Annotated in this window: 20 protein-coding genes and 1 tRNA gene; 6 read left to right on the top strand and 15 right to left on the bottom strand. The window is 49.3% G+C overall.

Annotated elements, in window-relative coordinates:
* Positions 1 to 20: 20 nt before the first annotated feature.
* From B9A32_RS09805 to B9A32_RS09825, 5 genes are all read right to left on the bottom strand, one after another.
* Complete coding sequence (locus B9A32_RS09805) at positions 21 to 317, bottom strand: hypothetical protein (RefSeq protein WP_084068884.1); 297 nt, start codon at positions 315 to 317, stop codon at positions 21 to 23.
* A 56-nt stretch (positions 318 to 373) separates the two neighbouring features.
* Positions 374 to 1,888, bottom strand: coding sequence for an AMP-binding protein (locus B9A32_RS09810; protein ID WP_232367114.1), 1,515 nt, complete (start codon positions 1,886 to 1,888; stop codon positions 374 to 376).
* 421 nt (positions 1,889 to 2,309) lie between these two features.
* A tRNA-Gly gene (locus tag B9A32_RS09815) sits at positions 2,310 to 2,384 on the bottom strand.
* Positions 2,385 to 2,474: 90 nt separating this feature from the next.
* Entirely contained in the window at positions 2,475 to 2,696 is a 222-nt protein-coding gene (locus B9A32_RS09820) for an RNA-binding S4 domain-containing protein (protein ID WP_084068887.1), read from the bottom strand.
* A gap of 3 nt (positions 2,697 to 2,699) precedes the next feature.
* Entirely contained in the window at positions 2,700 to 4,112 is a 1,413-nt protein-coding gene (locus B9A32_RS09825; RefSeq protein WP_084068889.1) for a sigma-54 interaction domain-containing protein, read from the bottom strand.
* 359 nt (positions 4,113 to 4,471) lie between these two features.
* Here B9A32_RS09825 and B9A32_RS09830 point away from each other — a divergent pair, with 359 nt between their 5' ends.
* The 3 genes from B9A32_RS09830 (at position 4,472) to B9A32_RS09840 (ending at position 7,411) form a co-directional block, all read left to right on the top strand.
* Positions 4,472 to 6,178 (top strand): FAD-dependent oxidoreductase, encoded by a 1,707-nt coding sequence (locus B9A32_RS09830; protein ID WP_084068892.1) that lies wholly within the window; start codon positions 4,472 to 4,474, stop codon positions 6,176 to 6,178.
* 292 nt (positions 6,179 to 6,470) lie between these two features.
* Positions 6,471 to 6,863, top strand: coding sequence for an FxsA family protein (locus B9A32_RS09835; RefSeq protein ID WP_084068894.1), 393 nt, complete (start codon positions 6,471 to 6,473; stop codon positions 6,861 to 6,863).
* Between the two features lie 23 nt (positions 6,864 to 6,886).
* Positions 6,887 to 7,411, top strand: a complete 525-nt coding sequence (locus B9A32_RS09840) for a nitroreductase family protein (protein ID WP_084068897.1) — start codon at positions 6,887 to 6,889, stop codon at positions 7,409 to 7,411.
* Here the strand turns inward: B9A32_RS09840 and B9A32_RS09845 are convergent.
* The 5 genes from B9A32_RS09845 to B9A32_RS09865 are packed head-to-tail and all read right to left on the bottom strand — an operon-like array spanning position 7,404 to position 11,637.
* Positions 7,404 to 8,417 (bottom strand): NAD-dependent epimerase/dehydratase family protein, encoded by a 1,014-nt coding sequence (locus tag B9A32_RS09845; protein ID WP_084068899.1) that lies wholly within the window; start codon positions 8,415 to 8,417, stop codon positions 7,404 to 7,406. The genes B9A32_RS09840 and B9A32_RS09845 overlap by 8 nt on opposite strands.
* Before the next feature lie 52 nt (positions 8,418 to 8,469).
* On the bottom strand, positions 8,470 to 9,222 hold the full coding sequence (locus B9A32_RS09850; protein ID WP_084068902.1) for an energy-coupling factor transporter transmembrane component T family protein: 753 nt from the start codon (positions 9,220 to 9,222) through the stop codon (positions 8,470 to 8,472).
* Positions 9,215 to 10,123: an energy-coupling factor ABC transporter ATP-binding protein gene (locus B9A32_RS09855; protein ID WP_084068904.1), complete on the bottom strand. Its 909-nt coding sequence runs from the start codon at positions 10,121 to 10,123 to the stop codon at positions 9,215 to 9,217. The genes B9A32_RS09850 and B9A32_RS09855 overlap by 8 nt, the downstream gene beginning before the upstream one ends.
* 11 nt (positions 10,124 to 10,134) lie before the next feature.
* Complete coding sequence (locus B9A32_RS09860) at positions 10,135 to 10,674, bottom strand: biotin transporter BioY (RefSeq protein WP_084069125.1); 540 nt, start codon at positions 10,672 to 10,674, stop codon at positions 10,135 to 10,137.
* 30 nt (positions 10,675 to 10,704) lie between these two features.
* Positions 10,705 to 11,637, bottom strand: coding sequence for a biotin--[acetyl-CoA-carboxylase] ligase (locus B9A32_RS09865; RefSeq protein ID WP_084068905.1), 933 nt, complete (start codon positions 11,635 to 11,637; stop codon positions 10,705 to 10,707).
* A 354-nt stretch (positions 11,638 to 11,991) separates the two neighbouring features.
* On the opposite strand from B9A32_RS09865, the gene B9A32_RS09870 reads away from it, so the two are divergent.
* Entirely contained in the window at positions 11,992 to 12,519 is a 528-nt protein-coding gene (locus B9A32_RS09870) for a hypothetical protein (RefSeq protein WP_084068906.1), read from the top strand.
* On the opposite strand, the gene B9A32_RS22350 is transcribed toward B9A32_RS09870, so the two are convergent.
* From B9A32_RS22350 to eno, 3 genes are all read right to left on the bottom strand, one after another.
* Complete coding sequence (locus tag B9A32_RS22350; protein WP_269749014.1) at positions 12,516 to 12,650, bottom strand: hypothetical protein; 135 nt, start codon at positions 12,648 to 12,650, stop codon at positions 12,516 to 12,518. The genes B9A32_RS09870 and B9A32_RS22350 overlap by 4 nt on opposite strands.
* Positions 12,651 to 13,003: 353 nt before the next feature.
* The gene (locus B9A32_RS09875; protein WP_084069128.1) at positions 13,004 to 14,665 is read right to left on the bottom strand and encodes a CTP synthase; all 1,662 of its coding nucleotides are present in this window, start codon (positions 14,663 to 14,665) and stop codon (positions 13,004 to 13,006) included.
* Between the two features lie 285 nt (positions 14,666 to 14,950).
* Positions 14,951 to 16,222, bottom strand: a complete 1,272-nt coding sequence (eno, locus tag B9A32_RS09880; protein ID WP_084068907.1) for a phosphopyruvate hydratase — start codon at positions 16,220 to 16,222, stop codon at positions 14,951 to 14,953.
* 446 nt (positions 16,223 to 16,668) lie between these two features.
* Here eno and galE point away from each other — a divergent pair, with 446 nt between their 5' ends.
* Both galE and B9A32_RS09890 read left to right on the top strand, forming a co-directional pair.
* Positions 16,669 to 17,697 carry a UDP-glucose 4-epimerase GalE gene (gene galE, locus B9A32_RS09885; protein ID WP_084068908.1) on the top strand — a complete coding sequence of 343 codons (1,029 nt, stop codon included), beginning with the start codon at positions 16,669 to 16,671 and terminating at the stop codon, positions 17,695 to 17,697.
* 125 nt (positions 17,698 to 17,822) lie between these two features.
* Positions 17,823 to 18,218 carry a pancreas/duodenum homeobox protein 1 gene (locus B9A32_RS09890; RefSeq protein WP_084068911.1) on the top strand — a complete coding sequence of 132 codons (396 nt, stop codon included), beginning with the start codon at positions 17,823 to 17,825 and terminating at the stop codon, positions 18,216 to 18,218.
* A gap of 191 nt (positions 18,219 to 18,409) precedes the next feature.
* Here the strand turns inward: B9A32_RS09890 and B9A32_RS09895 are convergent, their stop codons facing one another.
* Both B9A32_RS09895 and B9A32_RS09900 read right to left on the bottom strand, forming a co-directional pair.
* Positions 18,410 to 22,120 (bottom strand): SIS domain-containing protein, encoded by a 3,711-nt coding sequence (locus B9A32_RS09895; protein WP_084068913.1) that lies wholly within the window; start codon positions 22,118 to 22,120, stop codon positions 18,410 to 18,412.
* A 93-nt stretch (positions 22,121 to 22,213) separates the two neighbouring features.
* The gene (locus tag B9A32_RS09900) at positions 22,214 to 23,581 is read right to left on the bottom strand and encodes a penicillin-binding transpeptidase domain-containing protein (RefSeq protein WP_084068916.1); all 1,368 of its coding nucleotides are present in this window, start codon (positions 23,579 to 23,581) and stop codon (positions 22,214 to 22,216) included.
* Positions 23,582 to 23,584 lie beyond the last annotated feature (3 nt).

The raw sequence follows: 23,584 nt of genomic DNA on the forward strand, positions 1-23,584 counted from the left end.
GATCTGTAAAGAGGGGGTGTTTATTTTTTTTTGAAGCCCTGGAAAATCCATACCCCGGCCCAGCACATGACAACGGGGAAAATTCCCCCAAAAAGAAATATGAGTCGGTTTTCCCCATGCCAGGGTTGCAGTACCGCTGCCATGGCCAGGGGAAAAAGGATTGACATCACAATGGCCAGGCGCATTTTACCCGAAGGGGAGATGGGCCCGGCCTTTTTTTTACCGGCAGAAGGTCTGCCCCCCCCAAACAGGCGTGGCAGGAAAATGATGCAGGTGATAAGTAAGATAATTGTGAGAATTTCCTGGATACCGGCCAAGGGATATGTTCCTTTTTGATTATGTGTCTTTTTTGTGAATAGATCTGGCTGTGAACTCAGGCCCGTCCGTATTTTTCTTTGACCTGCATGCGGTCAATGGTGCCATTTTCCTTTTCCGGCATGGCATCAACAAATTCCACATAACCGGGTTTTTTGTACCGGGCAATGCGTTCCCCCACAAAGGCAATCAGGGCAGGGCCGTCAAGATTTGCCTCGGGTTTCTTGACACACACCGCTTTAACCCCCTCCCCAAATTTGGGATCAGGTACCCCGATGACACACACAGAAAGCACATCTGGATGGGTCAATATCACTTTTTCCACCTCAGCAGGGTAGACATTTTCTCCACCGGGTTTAATGAGCTCCTTTTCAGGTTTTCTGCCTTCAAACCACAGAAAGCCGTTTTTGTCAATTCTGCCCATGTCACCGGTGTGGTGCCAGCCGTTGCGTATGGTGGATCGATCAAGATTTCCGTCTTTTTTCCAGAATCCCTGGAACACTACAGGCCCCCGCACAGCGATTTCCCCGGGGGTATCCCGGGGCAGGGCGGTGTCATCATCGTCCAGTACGGCAATGTTGGAAACCGGGCATTGTTTACCGGCAGCGCCGGGCATGAGGGAATGGTCGGAAAGGGTAACAAAACCCGAGGTTTCACTCTGGCCGTAGAGTATCCAGAATTGTGCCCCTGTTTTTTGGGTGAATGTTGTTATATTATCCGGGGAATCAATGCCGGTGACATGGTTGATGGAGGTAAGGTCTCCTTGTTTCATGTTATCCAGCAGGGTGGAAAGAATGGGGGGGAAGCTTGCCACAAGGGAAACATTCTCTTTTGCGGCCAGGGCAATGGCTTCCGGTGCATTAAATTTTTCCATGATAATATTTTTACCCCCCATGTGCAGGGTGGCCAGAGCCAGATTCATGCCGGTGATGTGAAACAGGGGCACCATGTTAAGGTAGGCATCTTCCCGGGTCAGTCCCATGGTCAGACAGGTTTGAAGATTGCTTATGACCATATTTTCATGGGACAGGGCCGCTCCCCGGGGGTGGCCTTCCACGGCGGCGGTGTAGATCAGGCAGAATATATCGTCCCGTTCCGGAGGGGTCAAAGGGCTTGCTGATACCGGGGGCTGATTAAAATCTTCCCAGCCGGGCCCGTTTTTGTGGATTCCGGATATGGACACCGGGGTGCCGGTGAATTGTTCGGCATTTACAAGGGCGTCCAGCTGTGCTTTGCAGGCATCATCAAAAAAGAGCAGCTTTGCCCCTGAGTCCTCCAGAATATATGCGATTTCATCCTGGGAGAGTCGCCAGTTAATGGGGACCAGAATGGCACCCATGGCAGCGGCAGCACCTTTAAGCACAAGGTATTCCAGATGGTTCATGGCCAGGATGGCAATGCGGTCTTTGGGGGCAATACCATGGTTTAAAAGGCCCTGGGCCACGGTGTTCACCTGCTCCAGGAGCGCTTCAAAGGTCAGTGTCCGGTCTTGTTCGGTGACGGCAATGCCGGTGGCATATCGTCTGGCATTCATTTCAAAGATATCATAAACTGTAAAGGTCTGTACCGACATGTAAATTCCCCCTTTTGGCAATGAATGATGAGCAATTTAAATTTTGAAAGGGTTGATCATCAGCTGGGCCACTGTACGTGAGATAATGTTTTATTAACCCCAAGAGACTGTAATTGCAGATATTGGTTTTTGCCGCTAAAATTTTATCACAAAATGGCAGACATTATGACCAAGCCCGTTTTGAATATTAAGATCAAAATTAAGATCCGCCTGGGGTGCTTTATTTAAAATTTCCCGCAAATTCGGGGAGAGTCTCCGTCTTTGTTGTGACAGAACCGGATCAGAATAAGGTTCACCCATGGCAGCTAATGCATTTAAGAAGCTGTATCAGTTGAGGTATATAAATACAAGGGGGAAGAGAAATCAATGCAATGAATGTCTGGAAATAAGAAAAAAGGAAGGGGGGAAAAAAGAAAAAAAGTGGAGCGGGAAACGGGATTTGAACCCGCGACTTCGACCTTGGCAAGGTCGCACTCTACCACTGAGTTATTCCCGCTCAACGGAAAGAACTTTTATATAATAATCATTTGTTTGTCAAGAAATAAATTCTTTGGTGTGAAAATTTGTTTTTAAAATCAGTTTTAAATCAGCCGGGCACCACCAGGTGCATCTCTTCCCCCTGAAACGCCACCACATCCCCGGCAAAAATCTTTTTTCGTTTCCGGGTCTCCACCTTGCCGTTCAGTGTAACTAATCCTTGTGCAATCACATGCTTTGCTTCTCCGCCGCTCATGACAAGGTTTTCAAACTTAAGAATTTTATAAAGTTCCACCGGTTCCTGATTTATCACAACATCCCTTGGTTCCATTTTTTATATCTCCTCCATGGATTGCCCGTGCCCCATGGGCAGAACAATCTTGTATCGTTTTATTTGATTCCAGACACTTGTCCTGGAAATACCTAATAATTGAGCTGTTTTGGTTCTGTTACCTCCGGTTTTTTCAAGGGCATGGACAAGGCGCCGGCGTTTAATGTCGTCTATTCCTCCCCCTTCAAAGGCCGCAGGTGAAGATATGGAAGGAGCATTCCCGGGGGGGGCGATAATGTGAGCGGGCAGATGACTGGATTGAATCATCCCCTCCCGGCAGGTGACAAAGGCATACTCAAAGGCACTTTTCAGCTCCCGCACATTGCCGGGCCAGGCATAGGCCGCCAAACTGTCAAAGGCCCCGGGAGAAATGCCCTGCACCTCATTTCTGGCACTTTTCAAACGTATGCGCCGGAAAAAAAATTCTGCCAGCAGTGGGATATCCTCCCGTCTTTCCCTTAAAGGAGGCAGTTCAATGGGAATCACATTGATGCGATAATAAAAATCCTCCCTCAATTGTCCGGAATCCACCAGTTTTTTTAAATTCCGGTTGGTGGCGGAAATGATTCTGGCATGGATGGGCACCGGTCGATTATCCCCCACCTTTTCCACCACCCTTTCTTCCAGAACCCGCAGCAGCTTCACCTGAATGGCAGGGGAGAGATCACCAATCTCATCCAGAAAGATGTCCCCTGCACCGGCAGCTTCAAATTTACCCATGCGATCCCGGTGGGCCCCGGTAAAGGCGCCGCGCACATGGCCGAACAATTCACTCTCCAGGATGGATTCATTCAGGGCCGAACAGTTCACCTTAATATAAGGATCTTTTTTCCGCTCCCCCATTTCATGGATGGCACTGGCCACCATCTCCTTGCCTGTGCCGCTTTCACCATAAATAATCACCGGAGCATCGGACCTTGCTGCATTGGCTATGAGGTCAAAAACCCGCTGCATGCCGGAAGAGGTGCCGATCATGCCATGGAAGGTGTCCTTTAATTCAAGTTCCCGGCGGAACACTTCAATCTGGCGATCCCGCATGACAATCTGGGTGATGTCCGTGAGGGTTTCAACAGCCCCGGTGACCCGCCCGTCGGGTTCCTTTAGCACCGAGGCATTTTTTACCACATGCACATGCCTGCCATCCTTGGTCACAATTTTGCACTGTTTATGGTGCAACTCTCCTTCCCGGAATAAAATACACCAGCGCTGCTCTTCTCTTTGTCTGGAGACCCGGCAGACATTACAGTTTAAAACCGTACAGGGTTGTCCCACAATATCTTCCCGGGCATACCCGGTGATTTTTTCAAAGCCGCGATTAACAAACACAATAACTCCCTTTGTGTCCACAATCATCACCCCGTCCTGGATGGTTTTTACAACGGTTTTCCAATATTTGTTTAAGGCATGTTCACTCATTTATCGTTCCTGTGTTCACTAATTTAACAAAAATGTTCACCTCTTTAACAGAATTTGAAGAGATATGCCAACAAAAAGTGTGTATAAATAAATTTTATTTTTAAAACATTTTCCATGTAAGCCCCATTCCCATTGAAAATCACTCTTTTATGTTTAAGATAATTTTGAAAAACAACATAAATAACAAAAATAAAGGCACTAATATTGCTTGTGGCATCTAAGACGACAAAGGACGGAGTAAAGCCCAAGGTTGACAAAAAACATAGGATTATATATGAAGTTCTAACGAACATATTGTAATTATAGGAACTTTGCTGACATAATAAGATATCAGCAAGATGATGGATTAAGGAGAAGAAATGTCCAAAAAAGTACTGATTATTGGCGCTGTGGCGCTGGGTCCCAAGGTGGCCTGCAGATTACGACGTATTGATCCGGATGTTGAAATTACCATGATTGACAGGGATGAGCTCATCTCCTATGGCGGATGCGGGATACCCTATTATGTGGGTGGAGATGTGGCAGACATTGAAGGACTTCGCTCCACAATCGCCCATGCCATAAGGGATGCTGAATTTTTCAAGGCCACCAAGGGGGCAGAGGTGCTCACCGGTGTTGAGGCCGTTGCCATTAAACGGGCAGAAAAAAAGGTGGTGGTGCGTCATCTCAAAGAAGACAGAGAAGAGGAGATGCCCTATGACCAGCTGGTCATTGCCACCGGTGCCACCCCCATGCGTCCCCCCATCCCCGGGGCTGATCTTCCCCAGGTCCATGTGGTGTCCAATCTTCACCATGCCAAGGCCATCAAAGATGCCATCTCCAAAGGTGAGGTGGAAAATGCCGTGGTCATCGGCGCCGGTGCCATTGGCATTGAAATGGCAGAGGCTTTCACCGATCTGTGGGGCATTGACACCACCCTTATTGAAATGGCGGACCAGGTGCTTCCCCAGGCCCTGGGAAAAGACATGTCAAGAATTGCAGAGAAAAAACTCCGGGAACACGGGGTGGAACTTCTCTTGTCCCAGCGGGTCATGAAAATCAACGGAGATGCTGAAAACGGCGTGCAATCCGTGGAAACCCAGGAAAAAACCATTCCTTGCAGCATGGTGATCCTGGCAGCGGGGGTTCGTCCCAATTCACAGCTGGCCGCCGATGCCGGCCTTGCCCTGGGGCGATGTGGCGGTGTATTGGTGAACCGACGCATGCAGACCTCGGACCCCAATATCTTTTCCGGTGGAGACTGTGCTGAATTTCCCAATCTCATCAGCGGGCAGGAGATTCTCATGCCCCTTGGTTCCCTTGCCAACCGTCAGGGGCGTATCATTGCCACCAATTTAAATGGCGGTGCGGCCCAGTTTCCCGGTGCTGTGGGTGCCTTTTGCATTAAAATATTTGACATGGGCATGGCCAAGGCCGGTCTCACCACGGCCCAGGCCGCAGCGGCCGGTTTTGATCCCGTGGATGTGGTGGTGGCCCAGTCCGACCGGGCACACTTTTTTCCCGATGCCGACTTCATGTTCATGAAGCTCATTGCCGACAGAAAAAGCCGTAAAATCCTCGGCGTGGAGGCTGCAGGTCCCCAGGGGGATGCGGTTAAAGCCAGGGTGGATGCCGTGGCACCCTTGTTGAAGTTCGGGGTGGATGTGGATGAAATCGCCAATCTGGAAGTGAGTTATGCACCACCCTATGCGTCGGCCATGGACATTGTGAACAATGCGGGTAACGCCCTTGACAACACCTTGAACGGAAGTCTCAAATCCATTGACACCTGGGAATTTCTTGAAAAATTCAAAAATGAAAATGCCCGGGTGGTGGATGTCAGAAGCACAGTCCAGGCAGAACCTTTTGTGGAAAAATATGGGGATCAATGGCTGAATATTCCCCAGGATGAGTTCAGAAAAAGAGTCAACGAAATTCCCAAGGATGAACCAATCTACATGTTGTGCGGCACCGGCCCCCGCTCCTATGAGTGCCAGGTGATTCTGGCGGCCCACGGCATCACAAATTCCTTTAACATCCAGGGTGGTTATGGCATGATTCTGGCCATCCACGAACCCCTGGTGTGATTCAGGTCTGTTCTCATTTGCATGGTTTTGGCACGTTTTGAGGCCATATCCTTGATTTTGGGATTTTTCTTAAAAACGTGTCAACAACCTGTAATGTCATGACAAGGAGATCAGATCCTGCTTGACAATTATATTTTCATGGCCATCTTCATACCATTATACCACGGAGGTATTTGGGAAGATGGCCGTGATTTCAATTCATTGAACCCACACCCGGCCGGATGTGCATAAAGACATTCCTGCTTACCCCCTCCTTCCCCCTCCTGAAAATAACCCTTTAAGGAGATATTCCATGCTTTTCAGACTTTTTCTCTGTTTTACCCTGATTCCCATGATTGAGCTCTACCTATTAATACAGGTGGGCAGTGTCATTGGCGGCTTTAATACCATTGTTCTTGTGATCATCAGTGGGTTTCTGGGAGCCTGGCTGGCCAGATTGGAAGGACTGAACACCTTGATGCGGGTACGCGCCAACATGCAGCAGGGTATCATGCCCACAGAGGATCTCCTGGACGGGTTGATCATACTCATCGCCGGAATCGTACTTATCACCCCCGGTCTTATGACAGATGCCATGGGGCTTGCTTTGCTGTGGCCTGTGAGTCGCAATGCCTTTAAGCGATTTTTAAGAAAAAAATTTGATGAATTAACAGCCAACAACACCATTGACATTACCCATTTATAAGAAAATCCCGATAAAGGAGCCCCATGTTTTTTTCACTCATTGAAAAGAGAAGAAGCATTCGAAAATTTAAAGACATCCCCGTTGAAAAAGAAAACGTCAATAAACTCATTGAAGCGGCCCTGCGCCCCATGTCCGGCCGCAGTCGCAATCCCTGGCGATTCATTGTGGTGGATCAGCCGGATCTGATTCAAAAACTTGCCGGGGCCCGTCCCAGTGGCTCTACTTTTTTAAAGAATGCGCCCCTGGCCTTTGTGATTCTGGCTGATCCTGAAAAAACCGACGTATGGGTGGAGGATGCGGCCATTGCCACCACCTTTCTTCACCTTGCGGCAACGGATCTTGGACTTGGCAGCTGCTGGATTCAGGTACGCAGGCGGGACCATGACGAAACCACAACGGCCGAGGAATATATCCGCAGTCTTTTAAATATTCCGTCAAACTTCAAGGTGGAGTCCATGCTTGCCGTGGGCCATGCTGATGAAGAAAAGTCTCCCCATGCCAAAGAATCCCTTCAATTGGAAAAAGTCACCTTCAATACCTTCAGCTGACACCAACCCTTTGGGGATTTTCATTCAGCCAGGCTGTCATACGCTTGAGCCCCTCATGGGTGGAAACCAGGGGAACATATCCCAGGTCCTGCTTTGCCCGGGAGATGTCAAACCAGTGGGAAGTGGCAAGCTCCCGGGCTGCAAATCGAGTCATTGGCGGTTCTGTTTTAAAGGGAAATATCTTAAACAATACCTCCAGTATTGCTCCGGCCCAATACGCTGTACGGCCGGATACACTCCCCTGCACCGGCGGTAACCCCGCAGCTTTGAGAAAATGATCCACCATCTCCCACAAGGCAATGGGATCATCCTGGCTGATGAAATAGATGTTCCCTGACAGGGAGGCATTTTTTTTAAGGGCATCTCCGGCCAGTACATGGGCCTGGGCCGCATTGTCCACATAGATGGTATCCACCACATTGGTACCGCTCCCAATGCGGCGCAATTGTTTTGCCCGGGCCACAATCCCCGGCAATAGATGGTTGTCTCCGGGGCCCCAGATGAGATGGGGTCTTAAAATAATGGTGTCACACCCGGAAGCGGCCCTAACTTTTTTTTCCGCCATGGCCTTGGTTTCAGGATAAGGTGCATGAAACTGTTCAGGGTAGGGCACCGATTCATTTACCCCTTCCATGTCATTGCTGTCAAACACCACACTGGGGGAGCTGGTGTATATCAACCGCTGTACCCCCTTTTCCCGGCATGCGGCAAGAATATTTTCCGTACCCAGTACATTGGCCCGGTAAAATTCCTGAAAAGGTCCCCAGACACCGGCTTTGGCTGCCACGTGATACACCGCATCCATGCCCTCACAGGCTGTTTTAGCGGCCCCGGGATCTGCAATGTCCCCCTGGATTTGCCGGACTTTTAACGTTTCAAGTTCGGGATAAAACCCCCTTGAAAAACTTGTGACCTGATCCCCCCGGGCCACCAATGCCTTTACAATGGCTTTACCCAGAAAACCACCGCCACCGGTTACAAGAACATTTTCTGATTTGTATTGCATTCTATTATTTCTCCATTTTCGGCTGCCATGGCCGATGCCAAGCCCGAGCTCCTCAAATCAATATAAGTGCAGACATAAAAACAGAGAAAATCATCACAGGTATTTCCCGTCCCGAAGGTTCAAGGGCAAGTTCAGTTCGATCCTCTGTGTATCCCCGACAAGTCATGCCAAGGGCCAGGCCGTCGGCACTTTGAACCATGTTTTTCAATAAAGGAAGGGCCAGATGTTTCACCCGCTTCACGGGATTTTTTTCAAGATGCCCGCATCGGGATTTTTGGGCCATGGCCACCTGGCGGGACTTTTGCACCATCAGGGGCAGAAATCTTAAAAAAAGGCTCACCATGACCCCGGCCCGTTTTTCCGGAATAAAGGGAATGGGGGCAAGGAACCATTGCACCGCCACCTTGACATGGGAGGGGCGGGTGGTGACGGTGAAAAGAATGCCTGAAATCATCACCAGAAAAAATCGCCACACCACCATTGTACCCGCAAAGATACCTTCTTTGGTGATGGTGATCTCCATGAAGGTGACCATGGCCTCCCCACCGGTGGTCATGGTCCTTGATATAAAAATCAATACCAGCAGCACCAGAAAGTACTTGAGATTTTTTACCACCTCCCAGGGATGAATCCCGCTGTGAATCATCAACATAAAAAGAAGCAGTGAAATCCCTGAAAGGGCCGGAATTGTTGCCTTTAAAAGGGATAGACTCATAAGGGATATGCAGATGAGTTTGCAGCGGACATCCAGTTCATGGAGCAGGGATGATCCGGCATGGTGGGCAAAGGCATTGCCGTTATCCATGGATCACCTCCGGGATTTTGATCTTTTCAGGGGCGTTGCACCAGGGTGATCCCTTTTTTTTTGACTGGGTCTTTTGTTCCCGGAAGGTGTTTTTCATGGGGGTGGGATCTGTTTTTCCGGACAATGGGGCAACAGGTGGGGCATCACGGTCCCACGGCGCAATGGGCATGCCCAGACGCTGGGCACAGGGTTGCCGGATACCAAGCGGTTCCAGGTGGTTTAAAAGTACCTGTGGCATATCATCATGCACCAGGGTTCCCCGGGAGAGTAGCAGCATCCTTGTGGCATAAAAGATGATTTTCTCAAGATCATGGGTGGAGAGAATAATGGTGTGCCCGGCCCGGTGAAGGGAGACCACCGACGCAATAAGATCCCGGGTGCCGGGGTAATCCAGGTTGGAAAAGGGCTCATCAAACACCAGAATTTCCGGCTCCATGGCAAGCACTCCGGCAATGGCAAGTTTTCGTTTTTCTCCCCCGGACAGGGTGGACGGGTCCCTCTCCTTCAGGTGCAGAAGATTCATGGCAGTCAAGGCCCGGAGGCCCCGGTCATGGATCTCATCCGGGGAGAGCTTCAGGTTGCAGGGGCCAAAGATCACATCTTCCCACACGGTTTCCCCCACAATCTGGGTGTCTGCATCCTGAAAAATGAGTCCCACCTTGGTCAGGGCTGTCTGTTTTTGTTCTTTCAGGGGACTGCCATGGAGAGAGATGCTGCCTGTGGTGGGGGATTGCAGACCGTTGAGATGCCGGAAAAGAGTGGATTTCCCAGAGCCGTTTCTACCTGCCACAAGAATGAAGTCTCCTTTATTGACAGAAAAAGAGATATTGGAAAGACCGGGGGTGCCGTTGGCATATGTGTGGGAGAGGTTTTCCACCACCATGATGGGGTTTTGATTCATAAATAATCTCTTTACGCTCCTGTTTTATCCATGATCCGTCTCATCATCCCGGCAGCCCAGGTACCGGCGGCAATCTTAATGAGGTCTCCGATGATAAAGGGCAAAAGTCCCAGGGCCAGGGCTTTGTCCCAGGGCATGCCTGTGGCAAATTTCAGCCAGGGCACTCCGGCACCGTATACCAGAAGTGATCCCACGGCCATGGCCAGGGCATCGGTGAGGGGGCGGTGTCCCAGGCTTTTTGCCAGGGTTGCTGTGACGGCCACGGCGGGAATGTAGCCCAGAAGATAGCCGCCGGTGGGACCAAACAGCCACCCTAATCCCCCGGAGCCGCCGGAAAATACCGGAAAGCCGCAGGCCCCCATGAAAAGGTAGAGCAAAATGGCAGCAAGACCCCACCGGGGACCCAGTACCAGGGCAGCCATGAGTACAAACATGTTCTGCAGCACAATGGGCACCGGTCCCACCGGTATGGCAATAAAGGCTCCGGCAGCAATGAGTGCTGCAAAAAGGGCCGTGTATATGGTCATTTTAAGTGTGTTGGATGGGTTCATGGAAAAATCCTTTGTATACAGGTAAGGCATTTATAGTTGTGCTTGATGGAAACAATCTCCATAAATAACTTTTTTTTCTGTGCCATCACCCTGGCCAAGAATAAGGGCCCCGGTGTCGTCCACATCCAGGGCCACCCCGTGGCCGGTCTCCCCCCGGGTCTCAATGGTGACGGTTTTACCAATGGTGGCGGTGATGGTTTTCCATGGACCGATGACATCCTTTGTGGCGATGTCCTGCATCTGCATTTCAAATTTATCCAGAAATGCCATTAAAATATCCCGGCGGGAAACGGTTTTGCCCAGCAGCATTTTAATGGAAACGGCTTTTTTTTCTTGGGGGGGGGGATCATTATTCACATTGAGCCCCATGCCGATGTTCACAAAGGAGATCATATCCCCCTGGGTTTCCATTTCCGAGAGCAGGCCTGCCACTTTTTTTTCCCCTGCCAGGAGATCATTGGGCCATTTTACCCGGATGTCGGTGCCATACAGCCCATTCAATGTGGTGGCCATGGAAAAAGAAGCTGCAAAATTAACTTTAAAAGCCAGGGGCGGGGGGAGATCCGGTCTTAAGATGAGGCTCATCCACAATCCCCCGGGGCTGGAAAACCAGTTACGGTTCAATCGGCCCCTTCCCCGGGTCTGGTTGTCTGCAACCACCACGCTGAGGTGGGGGGCACCGGATCTGGCAAGTTCCCTTGCCTCATCCATGGTGCTGGTGACCTGGGAATAAAAATGGATGTGATCTTCCCTTCCCGGAAAACAAAAGGGGTTCAGCAGGTTTTCCGGGTCAGCCAGTCTGTATCCTTTGGGGGTGGATTCAATGCTGTATCCTGCGTCCTTAAGTTGCTGCAAGTGTTTCCATACCCCCACCCGGGAGATGCCAAGGATCCGGCTTAGCTCAACCCCGGAAACAATGCGGTGGGGGTGTTCCCATAATTGTTTTAAAATTTTATTTTTCATAAGATCCCTTTTGCTGAGGTTGTGCTTTAGGTGCTGCTGTGGGGATGAATTTGTAAAGTGGTTAACTTTTTTTATTGGTATGGTTAACATGAAATACTCATGGCGGTCAAGTAAATTTCAAATCTTGATAAATGCTTCTCAGTTAGATTTTTGTTTTTTGATTTGCTATATAACCGCCACGGGCGGATCGTATTTTGATCCGGTTCTGCCCACAACGAAAATTGAAATACGCCTTATATTTTCGGAGTATTTCATATAAACATTTTTTTCACTTCAGACAGGATGCTTAAAAAAGATATCTTTTGGCAGTCCAAAAATGTTTTTGTTCAATGTTTAAAATAAGGAGTCAGGATCATGGGAGAGGTAATTGGGAAAATTTTGCCCACTGTAACAGAATTTAAAGCCTTTTGGAAAAAACAGGGGCCTTTCAGATATGCGCTGACAAGCAGGGAGTTTCCCCCCACTCTTCTGGCGCCTGAAGAGTGGTTGTTTTCAGATGAAATTATTCCCCTTTTAAAGGCGTTGATGAAGTGGGATGAGCGCAAAATGAAAATTGTTGCAGCGCCTTTTAGCCGAAAAAAACAGAACGTACTTAAGCCGGAAACCCTCACTCCCTGGAAAATTAACAATTTTCCCGAAGAGTGGGAAACCGCTGTGTGTGATGCGTTTACACCGGTGGGGCATTTAACCCAGGCCGTGGTTCCGGAATCTGACACTGTGGATGTTAAAACAGTGGAGGCCGCTTTTTTTAAATGTCTTGAAGGAGAAATCAATGACATCGGGTATGTCTTGCTGGGGCCGGAACCTTCCCTTGGAAGTCCTGCAAGTGCCTTTGTTGATGATTATGTGAAGGAATGGGAATCCGATGATCTGCCCTGTTAGGCCAGTGTGCTTGCACAGGCTTTAACTCCATCGTTATAGGTTGTTATAACCGCCACGGGCGGACCGTATTCCGATTCGGCTCTGCCCACAACGAAGCTTGAAATACACTCCTGATTTGCCGAGTATTTCATATAAAAATTTTCTGAAATCATTCTTGGGGCTTGGTCATAAAATCGGCCATTTTATTGTAAAATTTTACTGGTAACAATTAAGCCCAGTCATTACGGTATCTTGAAATGAATAAAATTTTATTCTCCGTATAGTGGCTCAGCTTATAACCAAGCCCCATTCTTGTTAATAAGGTGAGTTCTTGGGGTTTCAGTTTGATGAATTCAGTTGATTAGCTGGGGCCTGAACAAGGCGTACAGTGGGCTGATGACTGACGAGGCTCTAAGGGGAAATGCATAAAAAAAACCGGAATGGCTGGGCCATTCCGGTTTTTTAATGTGATTTTGTATTTCATCGGCCCGGCGGCAGACGGCGGTTATTCTTTATTAACGCACATGGTTTTTTTCGCATTTTTCAGGGATGCTTTGATAAATTCCCTGAAAAGGGGATGGGGATTGGCCGGTTTTGATTTAAACTCAGGATGAAACTGGCATCCCAGAAACCAGGGATGGTCTTTTAGTTCCACGATTTCCACCAGCTCACCGTCCGGGGAAGTTCCGCTGATCACAAGGCCTGCATCTTCAAGCTGTTTTCTGTAGGTATTGTTAAATTCATACCGGTGGCGGTGGCGTTCTGAAATTTCCTGGGCTCTGTAGGCCTGTAGAGCAAAGGAGTCCGGTGCCAGCACGCAGGGGTAGGCTCCCAGACGCATGGTGCCGCCCTTGTCTGATGTGTCGTCCCGTTTTTCCACCTGCCGGGTCTGCTCGTCATACCATTCAGTCATGAGATAAATCACAGGAAAGGGGGTGTGTTCATCAAACTCTGAACCATGGGCATCTTCCATGCACGCCACGTGGCGGGCATACTCAATGACGGCCATGTGCATGCCAAGGCAAATGCCGAAAAAGGGCACTTTTTCTTCTCTGGCGTATTGAACTGCCAGAATTTTTCCCTCAATTCCCCTGGCACCGAATCCACCGGGAACCAGAATACCATGGGCGTTTTTCAGTTTTTCTTTGACATTCTCCCGGGTCAGGGTGCTGGAATCCACAAATTCAAGGTTCACACTGGCATCATTGACGATACCCCCGTGGGTGAGGGCCTCGTTAAGGCTCTTGTAGGACTCGGTGAGATCCACGTATTTGCCCACAATGGCAATGGTGACAGAATCCCTGGGGGTTTTCATTTTTTCCACAATTTCCCGCCAGTCATCCAGCCGGGGGGCCCGGGCCCAGATATTGAGTTTCTGGAGAATTTTATCCCCCAGCCCTTCTTTATTATAAACAAGGGGTACTTCGTAGATGTTATCCACATCCTTGGCCGTGAACACGGCATCTTTGTCAATGTTGCAGAACAGGGCGATTTTTTTCTTGATTTCCGGGGCCAGGTATCGATCGGTGCGGCACAACAGGATATCCGGCTGTATGCCGATGCTTCTGAGTTCCTTGACACTGTGCTGGGTGGGTTTGGTTTTTAATTCACCTGCCGTGCCAATATAGGGAACCAGGGTCAAGTGTATGAAAATAACATTGTTACTGCCCACATCCCCTCTGTATTGCCGAATGGCCTCCAAAAAGGGAAGGGATTCAATGTCTCCAATGGTACCGCCGATTTCAACAATGACCACATCTGCATCCCCTGACACCAGGCTGATGCTTTTTTTGATCTCATCGGTGATGTGGGGAATCACCTGAACCGTGCCACCGAGATATTCACCCCTTCGTTCCTTACTGATCACGGAATGGTAGATTTTACCGGTGGTGAAATTGTTGTTTTTTCCCAGTTTGGCATTGGTGAACCGTTCATAATGGCCAAGGTCCAGGTCGGTTTCCGTGCCGTCATCGGTGACAAACACTTCCCCGTGCTGGAAAGGGTTCATTGTTCCCGGATCCACATTAATATAGGGATCAAGTTTTTGTATGGTCACGGAAAGACCGCGGCTTTCAAGCAGCAAACCGATTGCAGCCGAGGCAAGCCCTTTACCAAGGGAGGACAATACGCCTCCGGTTACAAAGATATATTTGGTTGTTTCTGCCATTGACTCCTCGCATCTGTTCATGGTTTGTTTTTTAAATATGAAAAGGCAGCCTCCAGGTTTACCCCGGCAGAGCCCCCCCGAGGGGCAATAGGAACCGGCCAATCGAGCTGTCTACAGTTCCGGCCGGGCCCATTGCCCCTCGGGGGGGCGGCATAATACCATTCTCTATATTCCTTGTGTCTGCCAGGACATGCCCACTTTATATGAAACACGTCCAAACTCAGGGGCGTATTTCAGGTTTTATTGTGGGCAGAGTGAGATCAGTACAAGGTCTGCCCGTGGCGGTTATATGAAAATGTCTTCCGGGAAAAGGGCACCCATTCCCAGATCTTCTTCAATGCGCATGAGCTGATTGTACTTGGCAATGCGATCACTTCTGGACATGGAACCGGTTTTAATCTGACCGGCATTCACCCCCACGGCAAGGTCAGCAATGAAGCTGTCTTCTGTTTCACCGGATCGATGGGAGATCACCGTGGTGTAACCAGATTCCTTGGCCATTTGGATGGTGTCCAGGGTTTCTGTGAGGGTACCGATTTGGTTCAATTTCACCAGAATGGAATTGCCCACCTGATCTTCAATACCTTTGCGGAAAATATCCGGATTGGTGACAAAGACATCATCCCCCACGATTTGAAGCGTGTTCCCCAGTCGCTGGGTCATCATCTGCCAGTTTTCCCAGTCCTGTTCAGCCAGGCCGTCCTCAATGGAGCACAGGGGATATTTTTCCGTGAGGGCTTGGTAATAATCCACCAGGGCTTCGGCGGAAAGGGTTTTGCCTTCGGATTCAAAATGGTATTGTCCGTTTCTGTAAAATTCACTGGCGGCAGCATCCAGGGCAATGCCAATGTCCCGTCCCGGTCGATATCCGGCAGCATCAATGGCGTTGACAATGTACTCCAAGGCCTCTTCATTGGATTTCAGATTGGGGGCAAATCCCCCTTCATCGCCCACAGCCGTGTTCAGTCCTGCTCCGGACAGATTTTTTTTCAGGCAGTGAAAAATCTCTGAGCCCATGCGCACGGCTTCCACAATGGAACCGGCACCGTAGGGCACAATCATGAATTCCTGGATATCCAGATTATTGGGGGCGTGGGCACCGCCGTTGATGACATTCATCATGGGCACCGGTAGAATCCGGGCACTGATTCCCCCCAGATGGCGGTACAGGGGGATTTCTGCCGCGTTGGCAGCGGCCCTTGCCGCTGCAAGGGAAACCCCCAGCATGGCATTGGCCCCCAGGGTGGATTTGTTTTCTGTGCCGTCAATGTCAATCATGGTTCGATCAAGTCCGGATTGATCCATGGCATCAAATCCAATGATTTCAGGGGCAATGACTTCATTCACATTGGTCACAGCGGTCATGACCCCTTTGCCTCCAAAGCGGTCAGCCGCATTATCTCTCAATTCCAGGGCTTCCCTTGTTCCTGTGGACGCTCCCGACGGCACTGCTGCACGGCCGGTGGCACCGCAGGCCAAAGCCACATCCACTTCCACTGTTGGATTTCCCCGGGAATCAATGATTTCCCTTGATTTAACTCCGATAATTTCTGTCATTTTCTCACCTATATGTAATTTTTTATGAAAAAGCAGGTAGTTAAGTTTCGGGTGTCTGTTACCCGTTGTGTTTTTTATATGAAATACTCCGCAGATCAGAGGCGTATTTCAAGCTTTGTTGTGGACAGGACCGGATCATAATATGGTCTGCCCGTGGCCGTTATTGAAATCTTCATAAAACTGGCGTATCATTACAATTTATAAGAGGGTCTGTCAAGAAATGGGTAAATATTCGGTCATCACTCCATTTTTACCCATCTGGACCTGTTTATTTATGATATTCGTATGCTGCACAGTAGATATGGGGCACTGCCCAGACATTTGCATTGCCGGACCGAATATTTACGCGGCACAGTACCAGTTAAGCAAATGTGGGGCTCTGCTGAGGGGCTTTAATATGGTTGTTTTACATAACCGGATATTTATCGTTGAAAACGGGGAAAAATATGAAAATACTTGTCACCGGCGGGGCCGGATATATCGGCAGCCACACCTGTGTTGAACTGCTTTTAAATAATTTTGAAGTGGTGGTGGTGGACGATTTGTCCAACAGCTCCGAAGAATCTTTGAACCGGGTCCGGGAAATTACCGGAAAAAAAATTGATTTTTATCCGGTGAACCTTCTGGACAGGGCAAAGCTTAATGGAATATTTCAGGATCATGATATTGATGCTGTGATTCATTTTGCAGGGTTCAAGGCTGTGGGGGAGTCCGTTGACATGCCGCTGGCGTATTATACCAATAACCTCACCGGCACCTTGACCCTGCTTGATGTGATGCGGAATCATAAAACAAGACATTTTGTTTTCAGCTCTTCTGCAACGGTTTATGGTGATCCCGCATCCTTGCCCATCACAGAAAATTTTCCATTGTCTGTCACCAACCCCTATGGTCGCACAAAGCTCATGATTGAAGAGATTCTTCAAGATCTGTATGTTTCAGATGATTCCTGGAACATTGCCCTGTTGCGTTATTTTAATCCGGTGGGTGCCCATGAAAGCGGTAAAATCGGTGAAGATCCCCGGGGGATTCCCAATAATCTGGTCCCTTATATTGCCCAGGTGGCTGTGGGCCGACGGCCTTTTTTAAATGTTTTTGGGGATGATTACGATACTGTGGACGGCACCGGGGTGAGGGATTTTATCCATGTGTCAGATCTTGCCCGGGGGCACATAAAAGCCCTGGAGAAGTTGTTTTCCGGGCCCGGTGTGGTGATCTATAATCTGGGCACCGGTACCGGTACATCGGTGCTGGAGCTGGTCAAAGGGTTTGAAGCTGCCTGCGGGAAAGAGATTCCCTTTTGTGTGGTTCCCCGCCGGGCCGGGGATATTGCGGCCTGCTATGCCGATGCAGCCCTGGCAGAAAAAGAGTTGGGGTGGAAAGCTGTGAAAAGTGTTGCCGACATGTGCCGGGACACCTGGAGGTGGCAGCAGAACAACCCCCATGGATATGATGATACAGCAAATTTACCCTGATCGGGGATTCCATGGGTACCGGGGGCAGTGAGAGTTAAGCACTTGCGCAAAATGATTTTCTGATATAAGGTGCCCCACGAGGAATGATGATCTGAAAATTTATTAACCCCGGAGAAAAAATTATCATGACTGTAAATCATTTTTCAGATGTTTTTACCCCAGAAATCCTGAGAAATCTCTTTCCGGAAGACAGGGCAGATGCTTTTTTTGAAGCTCTTTACGGCGATGCCGAAGACGGAGCCTATGATATTCGTCTTGCATTTAACAAGGCAGAAGACAACACCCTCTATTTTGATTTTCTCCTGGAGCAGCGTCCGGGTAAGTGCCTTGCCTGTAACGTAACCCATGGATTGCCCATGGTGTTTGAACGCCATCCCATTATTAATCTCAATGGCCTTGCCAGGGAGATTGAAGGTGTTCTGCAAATGGAGTGCACCGGATGGAAGGTGGGCACCACCAGGGAAAAAAACCGTCAAATCCATAAACTTCCAGTACAGTTCAGCCTCTCCCCCCGGAAATAATTCCACCACCACATCGGGGTGTTTTTAAACACCCCGATATTTTTCTTTTATTCTGAGAAAATAGTCGGTCAGCACCCCATCATCTTTACCTGTTTTGGCCTGCCCACCCGTGGCAATCGTCTGCTACGCAGTCCCAAACAGGCAAATATGGGGCACTGCCCAAACATTTACATTACCAAATCGAATATTTACTATTCTGATTGATGATGTTCCATGTAATCGGCAATTTTTTCTGCTGAATCCCCGAACAGATCCTCCATGGGAATGAGATTTAACAAAGTATCATCCCATTTTATTTTGTCAGATTCCAGTACGGTGTCTTTTATACGGATAAATTTACCCCCCAGGGCCTTGATGCGTTTAATCAGGGGAACTTCTCTCATATCTTTAAAGGAGACATTTAAAGAGAGGAGAAACTCAATGGCGCTGGTGCCGGGCAAGGAGGATATCACCGGTATGACCAGTATGCTTTTGCCATCTTTTCTGCCTTTACCGATGTAGACATTCCCCTCACGGACAATGATGTTTTTGGTGCCTTTGAGCCGGTGGTCTGTTTCTGCCCTGGAAACTTCCGATGTAAGAGTGCCGGTTTTACGGATCACCTCAATGCGGGTGTCAGGGGTTTCTTCCCCCAGAAGGGTGAGGCCGGATATCCGGTACAGCAGTGCGCCGTTGATTTTTGAAATCACCTCCTGGAGATTTCTAATAACCATTACATTTCTGTTGGTCAGCTGGGAGAGTTGAATGTCATGGGTTGTCAACTCCTCAAATATCAATCCTTCAAATGTCTGGGCAATGCGGGTGGTTCCCACTGTGACGGTTTTGGCCTGGTGCTTGATGGCATCCACCGGTCTTGCCAGGGTGTTGACAGCGGTGTCCATGGTTTTAAAAAATTGCTCCAGCATGTTGGCTGGGGTTCCTTTTCTGGCAAAATCAATTTCAAAGTCCCCCACCGGCAGCCTGCCGGAAAGATATTTACAAAGAAGCGTAATATTGGAAGTAACGTCAATGCCCAGGGTTCCAGGAAATCTGTTCTCCCGTCGTCTTTGAGAAAACTCATTGTAAAATTTTGCAATTTTTTCCCGGAACCGTTTTTCCAGGATCACCTCGTAGGTGTCGTGCCCCAGGGTTTGATAGTCGTCAATGAGATCTTTGATTTCCCGCTGGTGGGTATAAAAGAAACGGGAACCGTCATTGATGGATAACGCGGCATAGTATCCCCAGATATGACCCACCAGTGTGGTGAGCACCGGAGCCAGATGCTCCCTTGTGGCAGGGATTTGAAACAGGTCATGGGCATAGGGTATAAATCGGTCCTCTCCCTCATCGGCAATGATCACAGTGGTGGCCTTGTGGGCATGGAAGATGGCGGTATCCTTTATGATGTCCCCCAGTACACTTTCCCGGGTGCCAGCGGCACACACAATGATGAGCGGTTCTGATGAGAGATCAATGTGCTTTTTGTCTTCCACATAATCAGACGAGATGGTTTTGTAGCACAGCTCACTGAGTTTTATGCGGATTTCATCTGCTGCGGTTTTGTTGGCACCGCTGCCCACTGTGGCCCAGTATTGTTTGGCAATGGAAACGCGCTGGGCAGACTTTTTGATGTCAGTCTTCATGGCCAGGATTTTTTTCATTTTTCCGGGCAGTTGATTTAACTCATTGATCTCATCTGTGACCTGTTCCGGGTCAACGGCTTTGAGCATGGCTGCCATGTGAAGCCCCAGCAGTGCCCCGGCTGTGAGCTGGGCGTAAAAGGCCTTGGTGGAGGCAACGGACATTTCAATATCTCTGCCGCTGCTGGTGTAAAGAACCCCGTCGGTTTTAAAGGTCAAATCAGAATCCCGCCGGTTCACAATGGCAAGTGTGGCAGCTCCCCGGGCCTTGACCATGTCAACGGTGCGGTTGGTGTCTGTTGTGGTCCCTGACTGGCTGATGGCCACCACCAGATAGGATGCCATGGCATTTTTGTCGTCCGGGGTGCCGGGGATGGCAAATCCGGAAAGCTCCGACGCTTTCATGGCACGGATATCAAGGCCTTTCACAGTCAAAAATGTTTTTAAAATATCGGCACATCCCTGGGCGGCAATGCCTGCGGTCCCCTGGCCGATGAAGTATATTTTTGTAATGGTGCCCTTTGTAAGGGCTGTTTTGATGTTTTCCGGCACCACGGTGTCATCCAGTGCGGTGTTGTAAAATCCTGTTTCAGGGTCGGTTTTCCATCGGTTTTGAAGGGTTCTTTCCACAGACAAAGGGGCTTCGGAAATCTCTTTTAGAAAATAGTGGGGAAAGTGCTGGCGATCAATGTCCCGGGAGGTGATTTCACTGGTCAGGATCTGTTTTTCTGTGATGGTGATGGGGGTGCTGTCATAGGCCAGGGAGGATATGCCGGAAAGCCCGCCGTGACTGTTCTGGTCCAGGATGACAATCTGTCCCTTTTTTTCTCCGTTGAGTTTGATGTAATCCTGGGTCTCTTCCACCAGACCGTAGAGCTCCGATGCGGTTATGTAATGGTCCCGGGCAAGTCCCACAAAAAGGGCCTGGCCGCTGCCCTTCTGGGCCAGGAACAGTTTGCCCGGGGCACGGTCCGTGTGCATGGAGATGGCATGGGACCCTTTAAAATCATTCACTGCCAGGCGAAAGGCTTCTTCAATGGGATTGCCCTTGTTAAGATAATGTTCAATGTGCAGGGGAATGATCTTGGTATCTGTGGTGATCTCCTCTGGAAGGGGAGCATACCGGGATTCATAGGCGGACTTTAAGGCAAGGTAGTTGTCAATGTCACCGTTGAGGCTCACATGGATAACGCCCGGTTTTTCCCGGAGCGGGTCTGTGGTCTGGTTGTCAACAGGATGGCAGTTGGGTTGACCGATGCTTCCCACCGAGGCCCAGCGGGTGTGGGCAGATATGCTGAAAGAAGCGGTGGGGCAGGAAAGAAATCGTTGGAGAATCAGATCATTTTTTATCTGGGTTCGAAGGTAGGTGACGTTGTCGCCAAGGGCACCGATGACAGCGGCAAATTTATACACAAAGGCCATGCAGACCTGGGAGTCCCCACCCTTTTCCGGGAAATTGTGAATGGTGATGCAGTTGTTTGTCAGAACGGTTTTTCCGGTGCGCTGTTTTAATTGTTCCCCCAGACCGGCGGTGTCAAGCTCCCGGCAGAAGGTGTCAAATGTTTGCCGGGGAAGGGTGGCCAAAAGGGATATTCCGGCAGAATCCCTTCCCCTGACCTCCAGGCGGTCAATGCTGTTGAGAATGGCATTGATGGTTTTAAACCGTACCAGCTCCTCCCGGGGGCACTTGCCGGAGGGGGCGTGGCGCATATTTTCTATTTTTAAGAGATTTTTTAAAATTTCTTCCTGGATACACCAGTGGGCATCCTGACAGGCGTCCATGCGTTTCCGGGCCGTTTCAAATTCCCGGGCATCCAGAAGGGCCATGCGCTGGAAAAGTTGCTCTTTTTCCGCAGTGATGAGGGCATCGAGGCGGGTGCTGATCTCAGAAAGCTGCTGCTGTTTTTCCGGTGTGTTGAAAATATCTGAAAAAGGAGCATTTTCCTTTAATGCCCTTGCCGTTTCTACAACATCGTCCATGTGCCCGCTACCCCCCAGATAGCAACTGAGTACAGATCTGTTCTGGTCAAGGCAGATAGAAAGCAGGTTGGCCTCCATGGTGTTCAGTTTGTTTTCCAGGGTATTGAGATCCATGGCTGTGGATTTTTTTTTGCCCTGGAATGCCACCAGGGCCGCAATGCCGCAGGAAAACGCATTGGTATATTGGGGAAATACGACAAGTGTATTTTCCGCTGCCCTGTGGGGGCAGGTGGCAAATTCAACGTGAACACTTAACATTTTTCGGGTGTGGCTGTTGAGTTTATTGAGAAGGGATTTGATCATGGTCTGTATCCTTTTTAAGAAAAAGATAAAATGATGCTTAATTTTCAGTTTGTCAGATCTTGATGCCCTGCCGGACAGGTGTGCCTGTGGCAGTTATTTGGAGCTGGATGCCGGAAAACGGCTGAAATACGCCTTAAAAATTTTTCTGGCAAAGGTGCCAGCCCGGGTGCCGATGTATTCACCGTGGCCCACAAGGATGGAGACTGCTATTTGATGTTTTTCCTTGTTTTTTGCAAATCCTGTGAACCAGTCCAGTTTAACTGTGTGATCTTTGTTGTAAAGGGAGCCTGTTTTTCCTCCCATGGTTAACCGGGCAAGGACCTTATCTTTGCGATATTTTCGAAACGCTTTTTTTGCCGTTCCTGTGGTAATGGTGTGGGTCATCATTTTCACCACAGTGGCTGCTGTTTTTGGGGAGATGGCCCGGGGGCCCTGGCTGTGATTTTTTTTGTAAAGGATTTTTCCCCGGTCATTGGTGACGGTTTCCACAAGATAGGGGGTGGGGATATTGCCGTGGTTGAGCAGGGTGGCTGTGATCATGGCCCCGAACAGGGGGGAAATGGTGGTGGTTTTATTGAATCCGCTTGCCACCTCTGCCCATTGATAGGGGGTGTCCGTTACCTTAATAGAACCTGAAAGCCCCTTGAAATCAGCATCCAGGGGCAGGTTAAACCCGAATAAACCGGCATATTTTTTTAATTGATCCGCCTTTAGCTCGTGGCTTCCCAGCTTTCCGAACACGGGGTTGACGGACTGGGAAAAAGCTTTTTCCAGGGTGGTGCGGGAGGTGTATTTGTTTTTAACTTTTTTTAACTGACGTTTGTACAGGGTGTACTTTCCACCGTTAAAGAAAAGGGGGGTGTCCGGCCCCATGAGATTTTGTTCCAGCACCGCTGCTGCGGTGATGATTTTAAAAATACTGGCTGCGGGGTATTCCTTGAAAATGGCGGGGTTCATTCCGGGAGAAGCTGCATCAAATCCGGCCATGGCAAGCAGTTGTCCGGTATCCGGGACCATGACCACCAGGGCAATGATTTCCGGTTTTGCCCGGGTTAATGTTTTTAAATGGCTGATTTCATTGAGCAAAAATTGCTGCAAATAAGGGTTGAGACCTGTTTCAAGTGTCAGGGAATCCCCCTCCTTTAAGACAGTGACATGCCCGGAGGCAGGGTTGTCCAAAAGCGATGGCGGTAAAAGAGAGATCACCTGTTCCCGGGTGAGCGGTGTTTCTGTCTTTTCTTGACCGGCATCTTCCAGGGATGGGGAGGGTGTAAAAAAAACGACAAATTCCGTTAATTTTCCACGGATTTCCGGAAAAAAATTCACCATTGCCCATGCGGCAACTGCCATGACAACAACGGCCAGAGCCATGGCGCAAAAAGGGAACAACCGCTTTTTTTTGAAACGGTTGTCCCGGGGTTGAAATTTTTGCCATGGATTTGAGGGATCAGAAGGGTACAAATC

The sequence above is a fragment of the Desulfocicer vacuolatum DSM 3385 genome, from assembly GCF_900176365.1.
Classification (GTDB): domain Bacteria; phylum Desulfobacterota; class Desulfobacteria; order Desulfobacterales; family Desulfobacteraceae; genus Desulfocicer; species Desulfocicer vacuolatum.